Raw genomic sequence first — 17,328 nt, 5'->3', positions numbered from 1 at the left:
CACCGGCATCGCAGACCCATCGGCTGACCGGAACACCCGAGACAATTTTCCTGTCTCCGAGGTGATCAGCGCAGCGCTTCCGGCGTTCCTGTCCAATCAACGGTCCTGTCTCATATTCGGTGGTGGCGGAGGGGGCCGCTATCCGAGGAGGATGCGGTGGCGAAGCAGAGCGAAGCCTGCTCGTCCGTGCATCTGGATGGGTCTCGGCGTTGATGATCACGGTGGCGTAGCGGTGCCGCCGGCGCAGAGCGAAATCGTCGATGCCGATCACACGGGGCACCGGCCCGGCAGGCAGCGGGATGCGCAGCAGCGTGCGCAGAGCCGTGTGACGCGACAGGCTCACCGCGAGTATCGTCAGCAAACGCGCCCCGGCTCGGCCCGCTAACTCCTTGACTTACGGCTTTGACTTGCCTGGTCAGGCGGACGGTTCGTCGCTGGTAGCGGTCCAGGACGCCGGGTACCTGCTCGCGGAAGGTGTGGAGGCAGCCGCGCGTGGGGCACACCAGGTGCCGCACCCGCACACGGACCAGCACCCGTCGCCCGTCGACCGGCACGTCGGCCACTGTCCGCCAGTGATAGCCGTGCACGCGCGACGACGGTGCCCCGCACACCGGGCAGACCGCAGTGTCCCGCGGAGTCCGTGCCCGCACCATGATCTGCTCGCCTTCGTCGATCACATCCTCGATGACCAGCGGAGAGAGACCAGAAAACAGCGTCAGCACAAGCTCGTTGATGTCCTTCACGTGGGAGTCAACGACGCCTCACCACCCTCTGTCACCACCGAAAGGGAGAGAGGGCCGAACGTTTTACAGTCACCCATGCCGTCAAGGCGCCGGGGGCGCCATACCCTCTGCCCCCGACCCTCGCACTGGGGTGGTGGATCATTAGGGGAGCCGTTTTCCGAAGAGCAGGGAGTTTCCATGTCGCCGCGCGCCCACAGTGTCGTCGATCAAGGTCGGAGTACGCGGAAGGCGATCCTCGATGCCGCGGTGGAACTGTTCGGGGCGCGAGGGTACCGGGGGTGTTCCCTGGCGCAGATCGCGGAGCGGGCCGGCATCGGACAGTCCGGCGTGCTGCACCACTTCGGGAACAAGGAGCAGTTGCTGCTGGAAGTCCTCAAGGAGAACTACCCGGCGACGCGCGAGCGACCGATGGCCGAGGCCATCGCAAGCGGTGACGACACGTTTCCTGACCTACTGGACGAGACGGCCCGGCGGAACGCCGCGAACGAGCAACTGGTGCGCTTCTACTCCGTGATGGCAGGGGAGAGCCTGACCGAGGGGCATCCGGCACGCGCGTACTTTGTCGAGCGGTACGACGCGACGCGCGCATTGTTCGCCGAGTCGATCGCGGGTGACGCGGTGGACGCGCGGACCCGGATGCTGGTGACGGTCGCCCTGGCGGCGATGGACGGGCTGCAGATGCAGTGGCTGCGCAACCCGGACGGGGTGGATCTCGTCGAAGGGACGCGCATGCTCACGGACTTCCTGCGCACGCAGCTTTCGGACGACTGACCAACCCATCAGGATGGCGTGAGGGCCGGGTCCGGCCCCAGGTGCCGACGATCTCGTCTTTTCCTCCATTGTCAGGCGGTGCTGCGGACTCTAAGGTACCGACTGAGTAGTCAGTCTGTTCGTTGTTTGTTGGCCGATGCGTAATGGAGGAGTCACGTGAGCAGAACAAGTCCCGCGCCGCACCCGGCGGCGCCCGCCGAGAGCGGCGCCCCCGAACTGCACATGCGCCTCACGGGGCAGCGCGTGGACGGCTGGTTCCTGGCCCGCTACATCGCGGCCCTGATCGGGGTGTGGACCGCTCTTGGCACCCCGGCTTCCGTGACCCTGGCCCTCCGCATCGGCCAACTCGACCCCGAGGGCAAGGCCGGCTCCCTCGCCATGGTCGCCAGCGCGGGGGCGTTCGCGGCGCTGCTGGCTAATCCGGTCTTCGGCGCACTGTCGGACCGGTCGACGTCCCGATTCGGGCAGCGGCGCAGCTACATCCTGGGTGGTCTCGCCCTCGGGTCGCTGGCGGTGGTCGGGATCGGGTTCGCACCGAACGTCCCTGCGGTCGCGGTCATATGGGTTCTCGCCCAGCTCGCGTTCAACGCCGCGGTCGCCGCGCTCTTCGTCATTCTCCCGGAGCGTGTACCGACCGAACTGCGCGGCCGGACCTCTGGCTTCATGGGCATGACCTCCCAGGTCGGCATCGTCGGCGGGACGTTCCTCGCTGACCTCCTCGGCACCACCGGGGTCTGGATGTTTCTGGTGCCGACGGCGATCGGCATCTTCCTCGTCCTACCCTTCGCCCTCACCCTGCGCGAGGTGCCGAAGACGCGGGTGGAGGTAGGCCGCGTCGACTGGCGGGTGCTGCTCGGCTCCCTGTGGGTCAACCCGATGCGGCACAGGGACTTCGGGCTCGTCTGGCTGGGCCGGTTCCTGTCCTGGCTCGCGCTCTACCTGCTGACCACCTACAAGACGTACTTCCTGATTGACCGGCTCGGGTACACCACGAAGGACGTGACGCCCGTCCTGTTCGACGCGATGCTGCTGCTCGCCGCCTGCATCGCCGTCACCAGCATCTTCGGCGGCTGGGCCTCCGACCGCCTGGGCCGGCGCAAGCCGTTCGTGATCGCCGCCTCCGTCCTCTTCGCCGTGGGGATGCTGGTGGTCGCGTCCGCCGACGGCGTGGCTCGGTTCCTGCTCGGCATCGCCGTCGCAGGCCTCGCTCAGGGCCTGTACATGGGCGTCGACTACGCCCTGGTCGCCGACGTGCTGCCGAAACAGCAGTCCGATGCCGCCAAGAGCATGGGCGTGTTCAACCTGTCGGCCACACTGCCGCAGGCCCTCGCCCCCGTGCTCGCCCCGCTGCTGCTCGCGATCGGGACGGAGACCTCGGGCGGGGTCGGCAACTACACCGCGATGTATCTGATCGCCGCCACGATCGCCATGTGTGGCGCGATCGCTGTTCAGTTCGTACGAGGAGCAATATGACCGACAAGACCCTGTTCACCACCGGCGCCGGATACATGCACACGCAGCCGGTGCCGGGGTACGGCCCGATCCGGTTCTCCGACGGCCCGCACGGGCTGCGGGTACAGGACGAGACCAACCCGGACCACCTGGGCCTCGGCCGCAGCGAGCCGGCGACCTGCTTCCCCCCGGCGGTCACCCTCGCCTCCTCCTGGGACCTGGAGTTGGTGCGGGCCGTCGGTGCGGCCTTGGCGCGTGAGGCGCGGGCTGCGGGCGTGCACGTCGTGCTCGGCCCCGGCATGAACATCAAGCGAAGCCCGCTGTGCGGCCGCAACTTCGAATACTTCTCCGAGGATCCGCTGCTCACCGGTGTCCTGGCCGGCGCGCTCGTCGACGGGCTTCAGTCGCAGGGGGTGGGCGCGTGCGTCAAGCACTTCGCGGCCAACAACCAGGAGACCGAGCGTATGCGGATCAGCGTCGACGTCGACGAGCGGCCGCTGCACGAGATATACCTGCGCGGCTTCGAGATCGCGATCCGCGAGGCGAAGCCGTGGGCGGTGATGACCGCCTACAACATGATCAATGGAGTCTACGCATCGGAGAACCCCTGGCTGCTGACGGAGCTGCTGCGCGGGGCGTGGGGCTTTGACGGTCTCGTGATGTCCGACTGGGGCGCGGTCAATGACCCCGTCGCCGCAGTGGAGGCCGGACTCGACCTGCGGATGCCGGGGAGCCCCGACGACCCGCGGGTACAGACCGCGGACGTCGACGAACTCATTCTTGATCGGGTGCTCGAGCGGCTCACGCTCCTCGCCAAGCGGGCATTCACCAGGCCCACGGAGGGTCCTGCCGCACCGGACCCGGCTGAGCACCACGACCTCGCCCGGCGCGCCGCGGCCGAGTCGGCCGTCCTGCTCAAGAACGACGACGGTCTGCTGCCGCTGGCACCGGGCGCGCGGATTACCCTCATCGGTGAACTCGCCCGCACCCCCCGCTACCAGGGCGACGGAAGTTCGCTGGTCAACCCGACACGGAAGGTCAGCGTCCTCGACTCCGCCGAGCGACGGCTGCCCGGAGTTCGCTTCGCCCCCGGCTACACACTGGACGGCACGGACACCCCCGAGCTCGTCGAGGAAGCAATGCGGGCCGTGGTCGACGCGGACGTCGCCGTGCTCTTCCTCGGCCTGCCGCCCATCGCCGAGGCCGAGGGTGCCGACCGTACGCACATCGACCTGCCAGCCAACCAGATCGCGCTGCTCGAAGCGGTCGCGCAGGTGGCACCCCGCACCGTCGTGGCCCTGAGCAACGGAGCGGTGGTGACGACCGCCCCCTGGCGCAACAAGGCGGGGGCCATCGTGGAGTTCTGGCTCACCGGCCAGGCACACGGCGACAGCATCTTGGACGTCCTACTGGGGGACGTCGCGCCCTCGGGCAAGCTCGCCGAGACGATCCCGGTGCGGCTCGAGGACACCTCTGCCTTCCTCGATTTCCCCGGCAGCCACGGTCACGTCCGCTACGGCGAGGGCATCCACGTCGGCTACCGCTACTACGACTCCCGGCAGGCCGAGGTCGACTTCCCGTTCGGGCACGGTCTCACCTACACGGAGTTCGCGTACGACGGCCTCGAAGTGGACGTCCACCCGCTGACCGACGACCGGCACGCCGCCACTGTGACCCTGACCGTCACCAACATCGGTGCCCGCGAGGGCAGCGAGGTCGTCCAGGTCTACGCAGGCGACCGCTCGGGCCACGTGCCGTCGCCGGAGCAGGAGCTCGTCGCCTTCACGAAGACCACGCTGGCAGCTGGTGAGAAGCGCCGGATCACGGTACCCGTCCGACGTGACCGGCTGCGCTACTTCGACCCCGAGCAGCGCTGCTGGACCCGTCACGTCGGCCGTTTCGACTTTCGCGTCGGATCGTCCTCGCGGGACATCCGGCTCAGCGAGACCGTGACCCTGCCGGGTGTGCCGCCGCGCAGGCCGATAACGCCGTGGTCGACCCTGGGGGAATGGACCGACCACCCCGAGCTCGGGCCCGCACTGTGGGACGTGGTCGCCGAACGAGGCGGCGTCGTCGGGCGCCGCGCGGACCTGATGGCCGACGAGTCCACCCGCCACACTGTCCTCGCCACCCCGGTGAAGGTCCTGGCGGAACTGCCCGGCTTTCCGGTGACGGGCCAGGACGTGGCCACGCTGCTCGCCAAGTACGGGGAGTGACTCGGGCGAGGTGAGCGATTGATGTAGGCGGATTGCTCTTTATCTCTTAGCTTGGTGTTTAACCTCGGCCGTTCACCTGACCCGTTGATCTTGGTTCCTTCTCGGGACAGCAGGGCGGCCGTTCTTCACGCTTCGAGGTGTCGAGCAACGTCGCGTGAAGGAACGGCCGCTGGTGAAGAGTCTCGCCGCTGAACAGTCCGCTGACGCCGCGTTGGGTGACCTGACCCACTTTCGTGTCGAGTTCTACGACTGCCTCTATACCCGGGCGGATGCGCTCTTCGAGCTGACCGACGCGGTGCTGTGCTCGGACGGCCCGATGACGTCGATGGTCGAGTTGACATTCACGGCCGAGCACCGGCGTGGGCTCGGCCTCCGCGGACATGAGCGCCTCGGTTGACCATTGCGCGCCTTGCTCGCCTCCTGGGCCGCCACCGAACACGGATAAACCGACACCAAAGACCCTGCCCGCTCCTGATCTGGCCCGGGTGGGCACCAACCGAAGCGTCTTCGCGAGTTCAATGTCGTCGTCGCAAGGACCTGGGTGGGCGGATCGGGACGTCGTTCTTGAGGGAGGCAAGGCGCACCCATTGCCCGATGCGAGTGGTGGTGTGCTGGGTGTGCCGGAACCGGGGAGGACTCCAGCGGAGCCGCGCTACGGGCGGCATCACCTTCGTCTCGCGGCTGCAACGCAACGCCGCCTGGAGACCGAGGGAGATTGTGCCGCCGCTCAGCAGGGCCGTGCCGCCGGGGTAGAGCGGCCGTCCGCTGGCGGTCACGGGCTCGGTCAGCCTTACTGCTGCCTCGCCGGCCGCGGGCACGGTGCGTGGTCGGACGGGTGTCCTGGCGTACGGAGTTGGGCGCGATGCGGCGAGCTTGGCCGGCGGCGGGCTTGAGGGGCAGGCGCTCCGCGTCAATCCGTGAGCAGGTGCGGAGGCAGGAGTCGGCGCGGGATCCTCAGGTCGACCGGCCGACAGCACCTTCGAGCACTGCTTCGAGCTCCTCCGTCACCTGGTCCAGCGGTCGTGTGCTGCGCGTGGCACGGCACATCGCGGTGGCGCCCTCGACGGCGGCCACGACGAGCGCCGCCACTGCCGGGGCCCGGTCGGGCGCGACGCCGTGGCGGCGCAGTGCGTCGGTCAGGAGCTTCTCCCAGTTCTCGAACGCGGCGGCCGCTGCGGCAAGGCTCGGTGGCATCTCGTCGCCCGGCGGCTCCTCGACCGCGACCGCCAGGACTGGGCAGCCGGCCCGGAATTCGCTCTCGACGACGATGTGGCGCCATACGTCGAGGAAGGCCCGCAGTCCGGCGGCCGGGCCCGCGTCCAGCGCGTCGCGCAGGATCAGGGCGACCGAGCGGTCGGCGAACTCCACTGCCTCGGTGGCCAGTTGCTGCTTGCCGTCGGGGAAGTAGTGGTACGTCGAACCGAGCGGCGCCTGCGCGTGCTTGGCCAGCTCCCTGATGCTCGTGGCGCTCAGTCCGCGCCTGCTGATCAGGTCGGCCGCCCCGGCCACGATGCGCTCGCGCGACGGCGCGCTTGACTTGTCCAAGGCCGGCTCCTTCTGCTTCTTGTCCGCGCCGCCGCTCTGGCTATAACGCTCGTCATAGTCTAGCGTGAGTCTCGTTATAACGACTGTTATAGACGCTGACCTAGGAGAGCTTGCCATGCCGATGATCCGGCTCACCGTGCCGTCCGGCGCCCTGACCGACGAGGGGCGCCGCACCGTCCAGCGCGAACTGGGTGCCGTCCTGCTGCGCTGGGAAGGCGCGCCCGACACCGAGTTCTTCCGCGCTCAGGCCTGGAGCTATCTCGTCGAGCTCCCGGCCGGAGCGCAGCGAACCGCTCAGGACGACGCGCCCCGTTACCTCGTGGAGGTGACGGTCCCGCAGGGCGCGCTCTCCGAGCGGCGCAAGGCCGGACTCGTCGAGGACGCCACGAAGACCGTGCTCACGGCCGCCGGACTCGGACCCGACGACGCCCTGCGCGTGTGGGTCCTGGTGCACGAACAGCCCGACGGGACCTGGGGTGCGGGCGGCTCCGTCATCCGCTACGCCGACCTCGTCGCCCTCGCGAAGGGTCAGTCGCACGATGCGTGAACTGACCTATGCCGCCCGGCGTTCGGTCGAGTGGCGCGAGGCGCCCGACCCGGAACTCGGGTCCGACCGGGCGGCGATCGTCGCACCCGTCGCCGCGACCACCTGCGACGTCGACTCCGCGATCCTGGCCGGGCATGGCTTCATCGAGCCGGCGTTCGCCCTCGGGCATGAATGCGTCGCCCGCGTCGTCGACATCGGCGACGCCGTGACCACCGTTGCCCCCGGCGACCTGGTCGTCGTTCCCTGGTCGATCAACTGCGGCGACTGCGCGAACTGCCGTACCGGCTTGACCGCGCACTGCACTTCCGTCCCGCATATGGCCATGTACGGGGCGCCGATCGGCGGCAGTTGGGGCGGACTCTTCTCCGACCTGGTCCGGGTGCCCTGGGCCGATGCCATGCTCGTACCATTGCCCGCCGGACTCGACCCGGTCGCCATGGCCTCGGCGAGCGACAACTGGTCCCTGTCCTGGCGCCTGGTCGCCCCGCACCTCAAGACGCGGCCGGGCGCGAGCGTGCTGGTTGTCGCCCGCGGCAGCATCGGCCTGTACGTGTGCGACGTCGCCCGCGCGCTGGGCGCCTCGGACGTACTATACGTCGACCCCGACCCGGCACACCGCGAACTCGCCGAGAGCTACGGTGCCCGCACCGCCGAGGCGATCGAGCCGGTGCCGCACGGCTTCGACATCGCCGTCGAGGCGACGGGCCGCGTCGACCAGCTCGCTCTGGCCGTCAAGTCCCTTGTCCCGGAAGGGATCTGCGAGTCCGCGGGCAATCACTTCCGTCCCGGCGAACTCCCGCTGCTCGACATGTACCTCACGGGCGTCACGCTGCGGATCGCCCGCGACAACGTCCGCGGCCACATCCCCGATGCCCTCGACCTCGCCGCCTCCGGCATGGTCGACCCGGCCCGGGTCGTCTCCCACGTCCTGGACTGGGAGCAACTGCCCCACGCCCTCCCGGAGAAGCACCTCAAGCCCGTCTTCGTACGCGCTGATGCCTAGGCACGCCCCGCTCCGGTTCGTCAGCGAGGCGACTCGATCTCGTTGAGGTAGTTGTAGATCGTGTACTTCGTGACGCCCATGGCATGGGCCACCATCTCGACGGCGTCACGAAGCAGAAACAGCCCCCTGGCCTCCAGGTTTCGTACAACTTCGAGCTTGTGGGGCTTCTTCATCCGCTCGACGGGCAACTCCGCCGCCGCGATCTCCCGCTTGATCATCAGCTGGGCGAGTTCGACCATGTCGCGTGGCATGTCGTCCGCCGCGGGTCGCGTGTCCGGGTGGGTTTCCATGGGGGCGGCCGCCGCATCGCGGCCTCGGCCGAGCAGGGACTGCGCGATCCTCTCGACCGCCGCCCAGGTGGAGATGTCCGTGCTGACCGTCAGCGACGCGAAGGTGTCTCCAGCGGAGGTCTTGAGGAGCACGGCGGTCGACCGGAGCCGGCGGCCGTCCGGCAGGACTGATTCGTAGCGCACCGTGTGATCGCTCGACGTCCCGGTGATCCGGTCCAGGATCAGGTCCGTCGAGCGGTCACCGGCCTTGCGCCCGGTGATGTCCCCGTGCACCGCGACGATGTGCGGTGGCGAGGTGCGCAGATCGTGCAACGCGATCTCGGTGCCCGCCGGCAGGGCCTGCCCGATCGGTTCGACGAGCGTGGTGAACACGGAGAGCAGGTGCCCGTCGCCGCCGAGATTGTGCTGCGGCTCGTCCTCGCGTTGTGTGCCCACCGGGTCCCCTCGCTACTGATGGCTGGCTCTCACTCTCCACAGTCCGCCTCCCGACTTCAAATTTCAACCCCCAGTGGAAATTTCCACTGGGGGTTGACTGTCGGGTGGACGTCTCCATACTGGTGCCAACCCCAGCGGAAACGCTCGTCCCCAGGGCCGTATCGACGGCCACCCCGGCCGGGCGCCGTCTCGTCAGGGCACCCCCATGCACGTCCGGAACAGCCTCAACGGCCCTGTTCCGGACGCCTGTTCACCATCCCCCAGCCGTCCAGTCCGCCCGGACCGCAGCCCGGCGTGCCCGGAATCCGAGAGGGGCCATGACCGCCATGGCGAGTACCGAAAGCCCACCCACCTCCACGCCCTCGTCCGTGCAGGGCTCACACACCGAACGGCTCAAGCGCACCATCACCCTGCCGCAGGCCCTCGGGTTCACCTTCCACCAGATCGTCGGCGGCGGAATCATCTCCCTGATGGGCATCGCCGTCGCCTACACCGGCGGTGGCGTCCCCGTCGCACTGCTCATCACCACCTTCGCGGTCATCATCGCGTCGATCCCGTACGCCACCCTGGGCGCCGCGATGCCGGTGACCGGCGGCATCTACACGTACCCGACGCGGCTCCTTCATCCGGCCCTGGGGTTCCTGAACCTGTGGATCCTGATCCCGTCACTGATCTCGATGAGCCTGTACGGGCAGACGGCCGGCGTCTATCTGCACAGTCTCAACCCGTGGTTCGACCCGACCTGGGTCGCCGTCGTGCTCACCCTCGCCTTCTACGGGATCAATCTCGTCGGGGCCTCGTTCTCGGGCCGGGTCGGGATCGTCATCGCGGTGGTGATGCTCGCCGCGTTCGCCATGTTCATCGTCGCCGGACTGGCCGACGTGCGCTGGTCGGAGTATCCGCCGACGCTGCCGAACGGCTTTTACCAGCTGATCAAGGCGTCGGCGCTGCTGACGTTCACGCTGGGCGGGGCGACGTTCGTGTCGGAGCTGGGGCGGGAGATGAAGCGGCCCGGCCGCACCATCCCCATCGCGGTCATCGGCGGCACCGTCTTCGCCGCGCTGCTCTACGTCCTCATGGCGCTCCCGGCCGTCGGGGTGCTGCCGATCGACGAGGTCGCGGGGGAGTCGCTGTCCGTGGTTGCCCGGCACGTGCTGCCGCACAGCGGCTGGGTGTTCTTCATCCTCGGCGGCGCCGTCCTGGCCGTCATCGGCACCATGAACACCTCTTTGCTGTGGGGCTCCAAGGCGCTCCTCGCCGCCACCGACGACGGCTGGTTCCCCCGGCGTGTCGGTGTCGTGAACCGGCGCTTCGGCACCCCGCACTTCCTGCTGACGTTCCTTGTGGTGATGGCGCTTGCGCCCACTGTTGCGCATGTCGGCATCGACGTGATCGCGAGTACCGCGTCCGCCGCGATGCAGTTCGTGTTCATCGTCATCATCGCCTCGTCGCTGCGCCTGCGCCAGGTCCGGCCAGATCTGCACGCGGCGTCGCCCTTCAAGCTGCCCCGCGCCGTCCATGCCTCGCTCGCCTTCCTCGGTATGGGCGTCTGCGCCGTCCAGGCGTGGCTGCTCACCGAAGACCTCGGCGGCGCATCGCTGGGTGTGCTCGGAGTGTGGTGCGCACTGGGGGCGATCTGGTTCGCCGTCCGCCGAGGCCACGTACGCGCCGTCCTGGCCGGACGCGCCGCCACCTCCACCCCCGAGAACACAGAAGGCAAGGAATCGTGACCGAAACCAGCCAGTGGACGGACGACCTGGACGTCCTCAGCCCCGACGTGCTCCGCCGCCGCGGTAGCGCCAAGTGGACCTACCACGGCCCCGACGTGCTGCCCCTGTGGGTCGCGGAGATGGACCTCCCGACCGCACCGGCCGTGTTGAACGCCGTACGGGATGCCGTCGAACGTGAGGAGTTCGGCTACCCGCTACCAGCCGAGCTGACCGAACTTCCCACCGCCCTCGCCGAGTTCAGCGCTGCCCGCTACGGCTGGCACCTCGACCCGGCCCGGGTTCACCTCCTGCCCGATGTGCTGCGAGGAGTCGAGCTGGCGGTCGAGACGTACACCCCGCCCGGCTCGGCGATCGTCCTGCCGACCCCCGCCTACAAACCTTTCTTCGAGATCGCCCGCATCACCGGCCGGCCCGTCGTGCAGGTGCCCATGCTGCGGGAGGGAGGACGGTACGTGATGGACCTCGACGCCATCGGCGCGGCCTTCGCCGCCGGCGCCCGCACCCTCATCCTCTGCCAGCCCCACAACCCGCTCGGACGGGTCTTCACCCGACCTGAACTCACCGCGGTCGCCGACCTGGTGGCCGCCCACGGCGCCCGCGTCATCGCCGACGAGGTCCACGCACCGCTCACCTTCCACACGCCGCACATCCCGTACGCCGATGTCAGCGACGCGGCGGCCGATCACACCGTCACCCTGGTCTCCGCCTCGAAGGCGTGGAACGTCGCCGGACTGCGCTGCGCACAAGCCATCACCTCCAACGACCATGACGCGGACCGCTGGCGCGCCATCTCCCCGATGAAGACCATGGGTGCCGCCACGCTCGGCATCCGCGCCAACATCGCCGCCTATCGCGACGGCGGGGCCTGGCTGGACGCCGCCGTCGCCCACCTCGACCGCAACCGCGTACTCCTCGGCGACCTGCTCCGCGAGCACCTTCCTGACGTCGGCTACGAGGCACCCGAGGCCACGTACTTCGCCTGGCTCGACTGCGCACGCCTCGAACTGCCCGGGGAACCAGCCGAGTTCTTCCTGGAACACGCGCGCGTCGCTCTGACCGCGGGTGACACGTTCGGTCTCGGCGGTGCCGGGCACGCCCGCCTGAACTTCGCGACCACCACCACCGTCCTGGAACAGGCCGTCGAGGCCATGGCGAAGGCGGTGCTGGGCTGATGAGCTATTCCTACGATCCTGTTGCCGCGCTCAAGACCCACGTCCCCGACGCGCTGGCCGCGTTCGCCGCATTCGATGACGCGGCCCTGCGCTCCGACAAGCGCGAAATCCCGCGTAAGTACCGGGAGCTGACGGCCGTCGCGGTCGCCCTGACGACCCAGTGCGAAGACTGCATCAAGGCCCACACCAGTGCGGCCCGCGCCGCCGGAGCCGACGAGAAGGAACTAGCCGAGACGGCCTTCGTCGTCGCCGCCCTGCGCGCGGGCGCCGGCCTTTCCCACGGCCTCAAGGCCCTGCGCCACCAAGCCGACCCGACCACCTGAAACCAACGAAGGGAAGCCCATCATGAAGATCTTGTCCATGCGGTTCCGCAGCCGCCGCAGCGAGGGCGAGCAGCACCGGATCTCGCACAGCAGCCTGGAACTCTTCCGTGGCCTGGAGGGCCTGCGCCAGAAGTACTACGTCCGCAACCGCGACACCGGCGAAGTCGGAGGCATCTACCTCTGGGACGACGAACAACACATGCGCGCCTACCTGAACGGCCCCATCGCCGCGGGCATAGCCCAGCGCTTCGACGTCGAAGGCGCCGTCCGCGCCGAGATCCTCGACATCGCCGACGAACTCGTCAACGCTCCCTCGACAACCGCCCATTCCATCTCGTCGATCCGCTTCACCAGCAACCGGAGCGCGCAGGAACTGGCGGCGCTGTCGCGGCAGACCCTTCCCGCGTACCGGGATGCCGACGGACTGCTAGAGACCTACCGCTTCCGCGACACGGCCTCGGGCGACGTCGGCGGCATCTACGTATGGCGCGACGAGAAGGCCCTGCGCGCCAACCTTGACAGCCCGGCCTTCCGTGAAGCCCCCACCACCTACGGCGCCACCAGCCCCGTACGCGTCGAAACCCTCGAGGTCAGCCTCGTCCTGCACGGATGAATGACCGGCCACCACAACTGTCCGCAGAACCAGAGGAGTTCACCATGATGCTGCTGTCGATCCGCTTCAAGAGCCGCAAGCCGGAGGCAGAACTGCTGGAAATGTCGCACGCGAGCACCGGGAAATTCCAGGCGATGGACGGGCTCATCGACATGTACCGGGTGACCGATGCCGACACCGGCGAAGTCGGCGGTGTGTACGTGTGGCGCGACGAGGAGTCCCTGACGGCCTTCACCAACGGCCCAATCATCAAAGGCATTCCGAAGAAGTACGACACCGAGGGCCCCGTACGCGTCGAGGTGCTGACGGTCAATCACACCCTGCGCGACTGAGGGAGGACCTTGTGCCCGCCAACACCCGAGCATCCCTGACCGAGCAGGTCGCCGCCCTCCTGTACGAGGCCGGACTGAAGGCTGAGGATGTGCTGCCGTCGGTCACCGTCCACCAGGATGCACCGCACGTCGCGTCCGTCGTCGATCTCGGCCGCGCCATGGGCGCCCCCATGACAGCCGTCGCCGCCGCCGTCGCCGCCATCTGGCGCGAGCGGACCGGCGAAGAACAGGAGATCGGCATCGACCTGGCCCAGGCGGTGCACGCCATCAACCCGCTCATCGGCCAGTCCACCCGGCTCGGCGGACACCCGCCGAACCTCGGGTCGATCCTCTCACCCCGGCATGGCGCGGGATTCCTGGGCGGGCACCAGGTCAGCCCTGTCCTCACCGAGCTGTACCAGGCCCGCGACGAGCGCTGGGTCCTCCCCAGCGGGTTCTATCCCCACCAACGCGACGCGCTGCTGGCCATGCTGGGAGCCCCGCACGACCACGACGCACTCGCCCGCGCCATCGCCCGATGGGACGCCTTCGAGCTGGAAGAAGAGGCCGCCTGCCTCGGCGTGCCCGTCACCGTGGTCCGCACCTGCCAGGAGTTCGAGGAACACCCGCAGGGTCGAGCCGTACGGGCCGAACCCCTCGTCGCCATCGAGCGCATCGGCGACGGTGAGCCCCTACCCCTCGGACACGCCCGGCGCCCGCTGGAGGGGCTGCGCGTCCTGTCGTTCACCCGAGCCATCGCCGGACCCGTCGTGGGCCGAACCCTTGCCGAGCACGGTGCCGACGTGCTGCACATCAACGGCCCGCACGAGTTCGAGCACGACATGGTGTGGGCGGACGTCGGTGTCGGTATGCGCTCGGCCCGCCTCGAACTCGCCGACCCGGCAGGTGCGGAGTATCTGCGCACCCTGCTTCGCGAAGCCGATGTGTTCGTGCAGAACGTACGGCCATCCCGCCTCGCATCGCGAGGGTTCGGCCCGCACGACGCGGCCGAGATCAGCCCGGGAATCATCTACTGCTCGATGAGCGCCTACGGGTTCGACGGCCCATGGGCCGACCGGACCGGCTTCGACACCCAGGGCCTCGCCTTCACCGGCTACCACACCTGGGAGGGCACCCCCGACCGGCCGCTCGGCCCACCGACCGGTGTACTGAACGACTTCATTCTCGGCTATCTCGGTGCCTTCGGCGTCCTGGCCGCATTGCTGCGCCGGGCCCGCGAGGGCGGCAGCTACCACGTGAAGGTCTCACTGAGCCGGCTCTCCGCCTGGTACCCGCAGCTCGGCACCGTCGACAAAGCCGCGCTGGCTCTCGGCGGCGCGCCGCACCGGCTGCCACCGCCGGAGACGTTTACCGCCCGCACCCCGATGGGCCGCCTCGTCCGACAGGTCCCTCCGGCGAAACTCACCCGCACCCCCAGCCGCTGGCCCGATCCGGTGCTGGTACCCCGCGGCTCGTCAGACGCCGCATGGCTACCCCGCTGACCAGACGACCAGAAAGGCGAGAGGCGATGCCCAACGTCTTCGACCCCGTACACCACCATGCCCGAACTTCCCCCTCGCATACGGCCCTGCGCGGCCCGTACCGAGACTGGACGCACGCCCAACTCGCCGTGTCTGCCTTGAGGTTCGCCCGCACCCTGCGCGATGCGGGAGCAGCTCCAGGAGACCGGGTGCTGCTCGCCGCGCCCACCTGCCCCGAGTTCGTGATCGCGTATCTCGGTGTCCAGGCGGCGGGCTGCATCGCCGTCCCCATCAACACCATGTCGACCTGCCGCGAGACGGAATACGTACTCGCCGACGCGGGCTGTGCACTGGCCGTCCTATGGCACGGCCTCGGCCCCGACATCTCGCAGGCCGCGAACCAACTCGACGTCCCTGTCATCGAATTGACTGACGGCGCCGACGCGGCCGCACCCCTTGCAGCGCCCGAGCCGCGCACGGCAGACGACACCGCCGTCATCGTCTATACGTCCGGCACCACCGGCCGCCCCAAGGGCGTCCAGCTCACCGTCGGGAACCTCCTCGCCGCCGGACGCATCGGCGTCCGGTGCAGCAGGGCGACCGCAGCCGACCGCACCGCCACCGCGCTCCCGCTCTTCCACGTCTTCGGACAGGTCACCGTGATGATGGTCGCGCTCACCGGCGGCGGCTCCCTGTCACTGCTGCCCCGATTCGACCCGGTCGCGATGGTCGATGTGCTGCGCCGCCACCGCATCACCGTCACTGCCGGCGTGCCGACCATGTGGAACGCGATTCTGCGCTCCGCTGCCCACGCCACAGCCACCGACTTCGCCGACCTACGGCTCGCCGTCTCGGCTGGTGCCTCGCTGCCCGGCGAAATCGCCCGTGCCTTCGAGGACCGCTTCGGCTGCACCCTCTTGGAAGGATACGGGCTCACGGAAACCTCCGCGTTCGGCACGTTCAACGACATGGACCGTGACCGGAGGATCGGCCGCGTAGGCCCCACGATGCCGGAACTCGCCGTCGAGGTACGGAAGTCCGACGGGAAGTCCTGCCCGCCCGGCACCGTCGGCGAGATCTACATCAAGGGACCCACAGTGATGAAGGGCTACTGGAACGGGCCCGAAGACAGCGCTGCTGTGCTCGGCCCCGACGGCTGGCTGCGCACCGGCGACCTCGGCGAGTTCGACGCCGACGGGCACCTGCGAATCGCCGGCCGCATCAAGGAACTGATCATCCGGGGCGGTTACAACATCTACCCTGCCGAGGTCGAGGAGGTCCTCTACGAGCACCCCGACATCACCGAGGCCGCCGTCGTCGGCGTACCCCATCCCCACTACGGCCAGGAGGTCGCTGCGGTCGTCGTCCGTCGCCCCGGCGCCGACCTTGCCACCGACGCCCTCACCCACTGGCTACGCGCTCGCCTGTCCGCATACAAGATCCCGCGCATTGTCCGCTTCGCCGAGACTCTGCCGAAGGGCTCGACTGGCAAGATTCTCAAGCAGGAGATCGATGCCGTGGTCCTCGAGGATGGCATCCGAGGCGGGAGTGTCGCGGGCACGTGAGCGGCATAGTGTGGGAGTGTCCAATAGACGGCGGATCCGATGATCAAGGAGACGCCAGATGAGCGAGACCATCACCGAGCCGGAGGCCGTGGAGGAGCCGGCCGTCGAGTCGGCCGCGGAGGCGGTGTCGGACGAGCAGTTGATCGCGATGCTGGTCGACCGTGCCCGCTCCGACGGGCTGCAGCTGACCGGTGCGGGTGGACTGCTGCAGCAGCTGACCAAGCGGGTGCTTGAGTCCGCTCTGGAGGGCGAGATCACCGATCACGTCGGCTACGACAAGCACGACGCGGCAGGCAGGAACAGCGGCAACAGCCGTAACGGAACCCGTTCGAAGACCGTGCTGACGGATGTCGGCCCGGTCGAGGTGAAGGTGCCCCGCGATGTGGCGGCGGCCCAGGAGTCCGGCGAAGAGTCCGCGATAGATCGTCTCGGCGCAGGCGTGCATCTGCGGCTCATCGGGGTACTGCCGCCGCAGATAGCGCGAGATCTGCTGCGGCGACCACTTCTCGTCGATTTTCTCGCGGACCACGATGCGCAATGGGGCATGGTCGCGGATCTTCTCGGTTTTCGGACGCTGCCTGCGAAGCAGTGCTTGATTCTGCGCCCACCAGGGGTCGTAGCTTCCATCGTCCTTCTTTCCCCGGGCGATCTCCCGGTAGACGGTGGACGTGCTCTTCCCGATCGCGGCGGCGATCGCGGTGGGCGGCTTCCCGGCGCGCAGTCCGTCGGCGATGGCGATGCGGTCGTCCTGAGTGAGGAAGCGTGGCGAGATGGACACATCGGGGATGATCACGCTTCCAGCTTCGATGAACCACTTGGATCCGCAGCTGGTGGATACGCCCACTTGGCGGGCTGCCGCAGCCCCCTTCAACCCCTGACGCACCAGCTCGAAGTACTGCCGCCTGGCGGCAGTGGGCTTGCGGTTGGCTCCTCCACGAGGCATGCGAACGATCTCCTTCCGGGGCGTTCGCAACCATCGATGGAATTCAAGGCGTCTACCCGGTCGTCTTCGTCGACTGTGTGAACGTGAAGGTCAGGGTTCTGTCGACGATCTTGTGATGCGGATGCTTCAGCGGGTCGTGCCAGTTGTTCGCGATCATGCATCGCGTGCTCTCGTGATGTGGTCTTGGA

At 68.6% G+C, this 17,328-nt stretch carries 14 protein-coding genes and 4 pseudogenes; 14 read left to right on the top strand and 4 right to left on the bottom strand.

Features of this window, described 5'->3' with window-relative positions; genetic code table 11:
- Positions 1-196: 196 nt before the first annotated feature.
- Positions 197-743, bottom strand: a pseudogene (locus ACZ67T_RS45215) (transposase family protein); the annotation flags it as partial.
- 177 nt (positions 744-920) lie between these two features.
- Here ACZ67T_RS45215 and ACZ67T_RS45210 point away from each other — a divergent pair.
- From ACZ67T_RS45210 to ACZ67T_RS45195, 4 genes and pseudogenes are all read left to right on the top strand, one after another.
- Positions 921-1,514 (top strand): TetR/AcrR family transcriptional regulator, encoded by a 594-nt coding sequence (locus ACZ67T_RS45210; protein ID WP_469992775.1) that lies wholly within the window; start codon positions 921-923, stop codon positions 1,512-1,514.
- A 156-nt stretch (positions 1,515-1,670) separates the two neighbouring features.
- Positions 1,671-2,987, top strand: a complete 1,317-nt coding sequence (locus tag ACZ67T_RS45205) for an MFS transporter (RefSeq protein ID WP_469992773.1) — start codon at positions 1,671-1,673, stop codon at positions 2,985-2,987.
- On the top strand, positions 2,984-5,182 hold the full coding sequence (locus ACZ67T_RS45200; RefSeq protein ID WP_469992771.1) for a glycoside hydrolase family 3 C-terminal domain-containing protein: 2,199 nt from the start codon (positions 2,984-2,986) through the stop codon (positions 5,180-5,182). Before ACZ67T_RS45205 ends, ACZ67T_RS45200 begins: the two co-directional genes overlap by 4 nt.
- 211 nt (positions 5,183-5,393) lie before the next feature.
- Positions 5,394-5,552 (top strand): annotated as a pseudogene (locus tag ACZ67T_RS45195) (NF041680 family putative transposase); the annotation flags it as partial.
- 584 nt (positions 5,553-6,136) lie between these two features.
- Here the strand turns inward: ACZ67T_RS45195 and ACZ67T_RS45190 are convergent.
- Positions 6,137-6,727, bottom strand: a complete 591-nt coding sequence (locus ACZ67T_RS45190; protein ID WP_469992769.1) for a TetR/AcrR family transcriptional regulator — start codon at positions 6,725-6,727, stop codon at positions 6,137-6,139.
- A 115-nt stretch (positions 6,728-6,842) separates the two neighbouring features.
- Here ACZ67T_RS45190 and ACZ67T_RS45185 point away from each other — a divergent pair, with 115 nt between their 5' ends.
- Both ACZ67T_RS45185 and ACZ67T_RS45180 read left to right on the top strand, forming a co-directional pair.
- A complete protein-coding gene (locus ACZ67T_RS45185) occupies positions 6,843-7,274 on the top strand; it encodes a tautomerase family protein (protein ID WP_469992767.1) in 432 nt (143 codons plus the stop codon).
- Entirely contained in the window at positions 7,267-8,277 is a 1,011-nt protein-coding gene (locus tag ACZ67T_RS45180) for a zinc-dependent alcohol dehydrogenase (protein ID WP_469992765.1), read from the top strand. Before ACZ67T_RS45185 ends, ACZ67T_RS45180 begins: the two co-directional genes overlap by 8 nt.
- Positions 8,278-8,297: 20 nt before the next feature.
- Here the strand turns inward: ACZ67T_RS45180 and ACZ67T_RS45175 are convergent, their stop codons facing one another.
- The gene (locus ACZ67T_RS45175; RefSeq protein ID WP_469992763.1) at positions 8,298-9,002 is read right to left on the bottom strand and encodes a helix-turn-helix transcriptional regulator; all 705 of its coding nucleotides are present in this window, start codon (positions 9,000-9,002) and stop codon (positions 8,298-8,300) included.
- Positions 9,003-9,328: 326 nt separating this feature from the next.
- Here ACZ67T_RS45175 and ACZ67T_RS45170 point away from each other — a divergent pair, with 326 nt between their 5' ends.
- The 8 genes and pseudogenes from ACZ67T_RS45170 to ACZ67T_RS45135 all read left to right on the top strand — a co-directional run.
- Positions 9,329-10,732: an APC family permease gene (locus tag ACZ67T_RS45170; protein WP_469992761.1), complete on the top strand. Its 1,404-nt coding sequence runs from the start codon at positions 9,329-9,331 to the stop codon at positions 10,730-10,732.
- A complete protein-coding gene (locus ACZ67T_RS45165; RefSeq protein WP_469992759.1) occupies positions 10,729-11,904 on the top strand; it encodes a MalY/PatB family protein in 1,176 nt (391 codons plus the stop codon). The genes ACZ67T_RS45170 and ACZ67T_RS45165 overlap by 4 nt, the downstream gene beginning before the upstream one ends.
- The gene (locus tag ACZ67T_RS45160; RefSeq protein WP_469992757.1) at positions 11,904-12,227 is read left to right on the top strand and encodes a carboxymuconolactone decarboxylase family protein; all 324 of its coding nucleotides are present in this window, start codon (positions 11,904-11,906) and stop codon (positions 12,225-12,227) included. Before ACZ67T_RS45165 ends, ACZ67T_RS45160 begins: the two co-directional genes overlap by 1 nt.
- Before the next feature lie 22 nt (positions 12,228-12,249).
- Positions 12,250-12,840 (top strand): YdhR family protein, encoded by a 591-nt coding sequence (locus ACZ67T_RS45155; RefSeq protein WP_469992756.1) that lies wholly within the window; start codon positions 12,250-12,252, stop codon positions 12,838-12,840.
- A gap of 44 nt (positions 12,841-12,884) precedes the next feature.
- On the top strand, positions 12,885-13,172 hold the full coding sequence (locus tag ACZ67T_RS45150) for a YdhR family protein (RefSeq protein ID WP_469992754.1): 288 nt from the start codon (positions 12,885-12,887) through the stop codon (positions 13,170-13,172).
- 11 nt (positions 13,173-13,183) lie between these two features.
- Entirely contained in the window at positions 13,184-14,653 is a 1,470-nt protein-coding gene (locus tag ACZ67T_RS45145) for a CoA transferase (protein WP_469992753.1), read from the top strand.
- 26 nt (positions 14,654-14,679) lie between these two features.
- Positions 14,680-16,197 (top strand): class I adenylate-forming enzyme family protein, encoded by a 1,518-nt coding sequence (locus ACZ67T_RS45140; protein WP_469992751.1) that lies wholly within the window; start codon positions 14,680-14,682, stop codon positions 16,195-16,197.
- 58 nt (positions 16,198-16,255) lie between these two features.
- Positions 16,256-16,579: pseudogene (locus tag ACZ67T_RS45135) on the top strand (transposase); the annotation flags it as partial.
- A 315-nt stretch (positions 16,580-16,894) separates the two neighbouring features.
- On the opposite strand, the pseudogene ACZ67T_RS45130 reads toward ACZ67T_RS45135, so the two are convergent.
- Positions 16,895-17,140 (bottom strand): annotated as a pseudogene (locus tag ACZ67T_RS45130) (IS30 family transposase); the annotation flags it as partial.
- Between the last annotated feature and the right edge of the window lie 188 nt (positions 17,141-17,328).

It is taken from the genome of Streptomyces sp. NPDC107517, from assembly GCF_055582645.1.
This window is presented reverse-complemented; position numbering and strand designations above follow the sequence as displayed.

Excerpts from the sequence above, each read along its gene's own strand:
- ACZ67T_RS45210 (WP_469992775.1), top strand. The coding sequence starts at position 921 with ATGTCGCCGCGCGCCCACAGTGTCGTCGATCAAGGTCGGAGTACGCGG.
- ACZ67T_RS45200 (WP_469992771.1), top strand. The coding sequence starts at position 2,984 with ATGACCGACAAGACCCTGTTCACCACCGGCGCCGGATACATGCACACG.
- ACZ67T_RS45185 (WP_469992767.1), top strand. The coding sequence starts at position 6,843 with ATGCCGATGATCCGGCTCACCGTGCCGTCCGGCGCCCTGACCGACGAG.
- ACZ67T_RS45180 (WP_469992765.1), top strand. The coding sequence starts at position 7,267 with ATGCGTGAACTGACCTATGCCGCCCGGCGTTCGGTCGAGTGGCGCGAG.
- ACZ67T_RS45170 (WP_469992761.1), top strand. The coding sequence starts at position 9,329 with ATGGCGAGTACCGAAAGCCCACCCACCTCCACGCCCTCGTCCGTGCAG.
- ACZ67T_RS45160 (WP_469992757.1), top strand. The coding sequence starts at position 11,904 with ATGAGCTATTCCTACGATCCTGTTGCCGCGCTCAAGACCCACGTCCCC.
- ACZ67T_RS45155 (WP_469992756.1), top strand. The coding sequence starts at position 12,250 with ATGAAGATCTTGTCCATGCGGTTCCGCAGCCGCCGCAGCGAGGGCGAG.
- ACZ67T_RS45150 (WP_469992754.1), top strand. The coding sequence starts at position 12,885 with ATGATGCTGCTGTCGATCCGCTTCAAGAGCCGCAAGCCGGAGGCAGAA.
- ACZ67T_RS45140 (WP_469992751.1), top strand. The coding sequence starts at position 14,680 with ATGCCCAACGTCTTCGACCCCGTACACCACCATGCCCGAACTTCCCCC.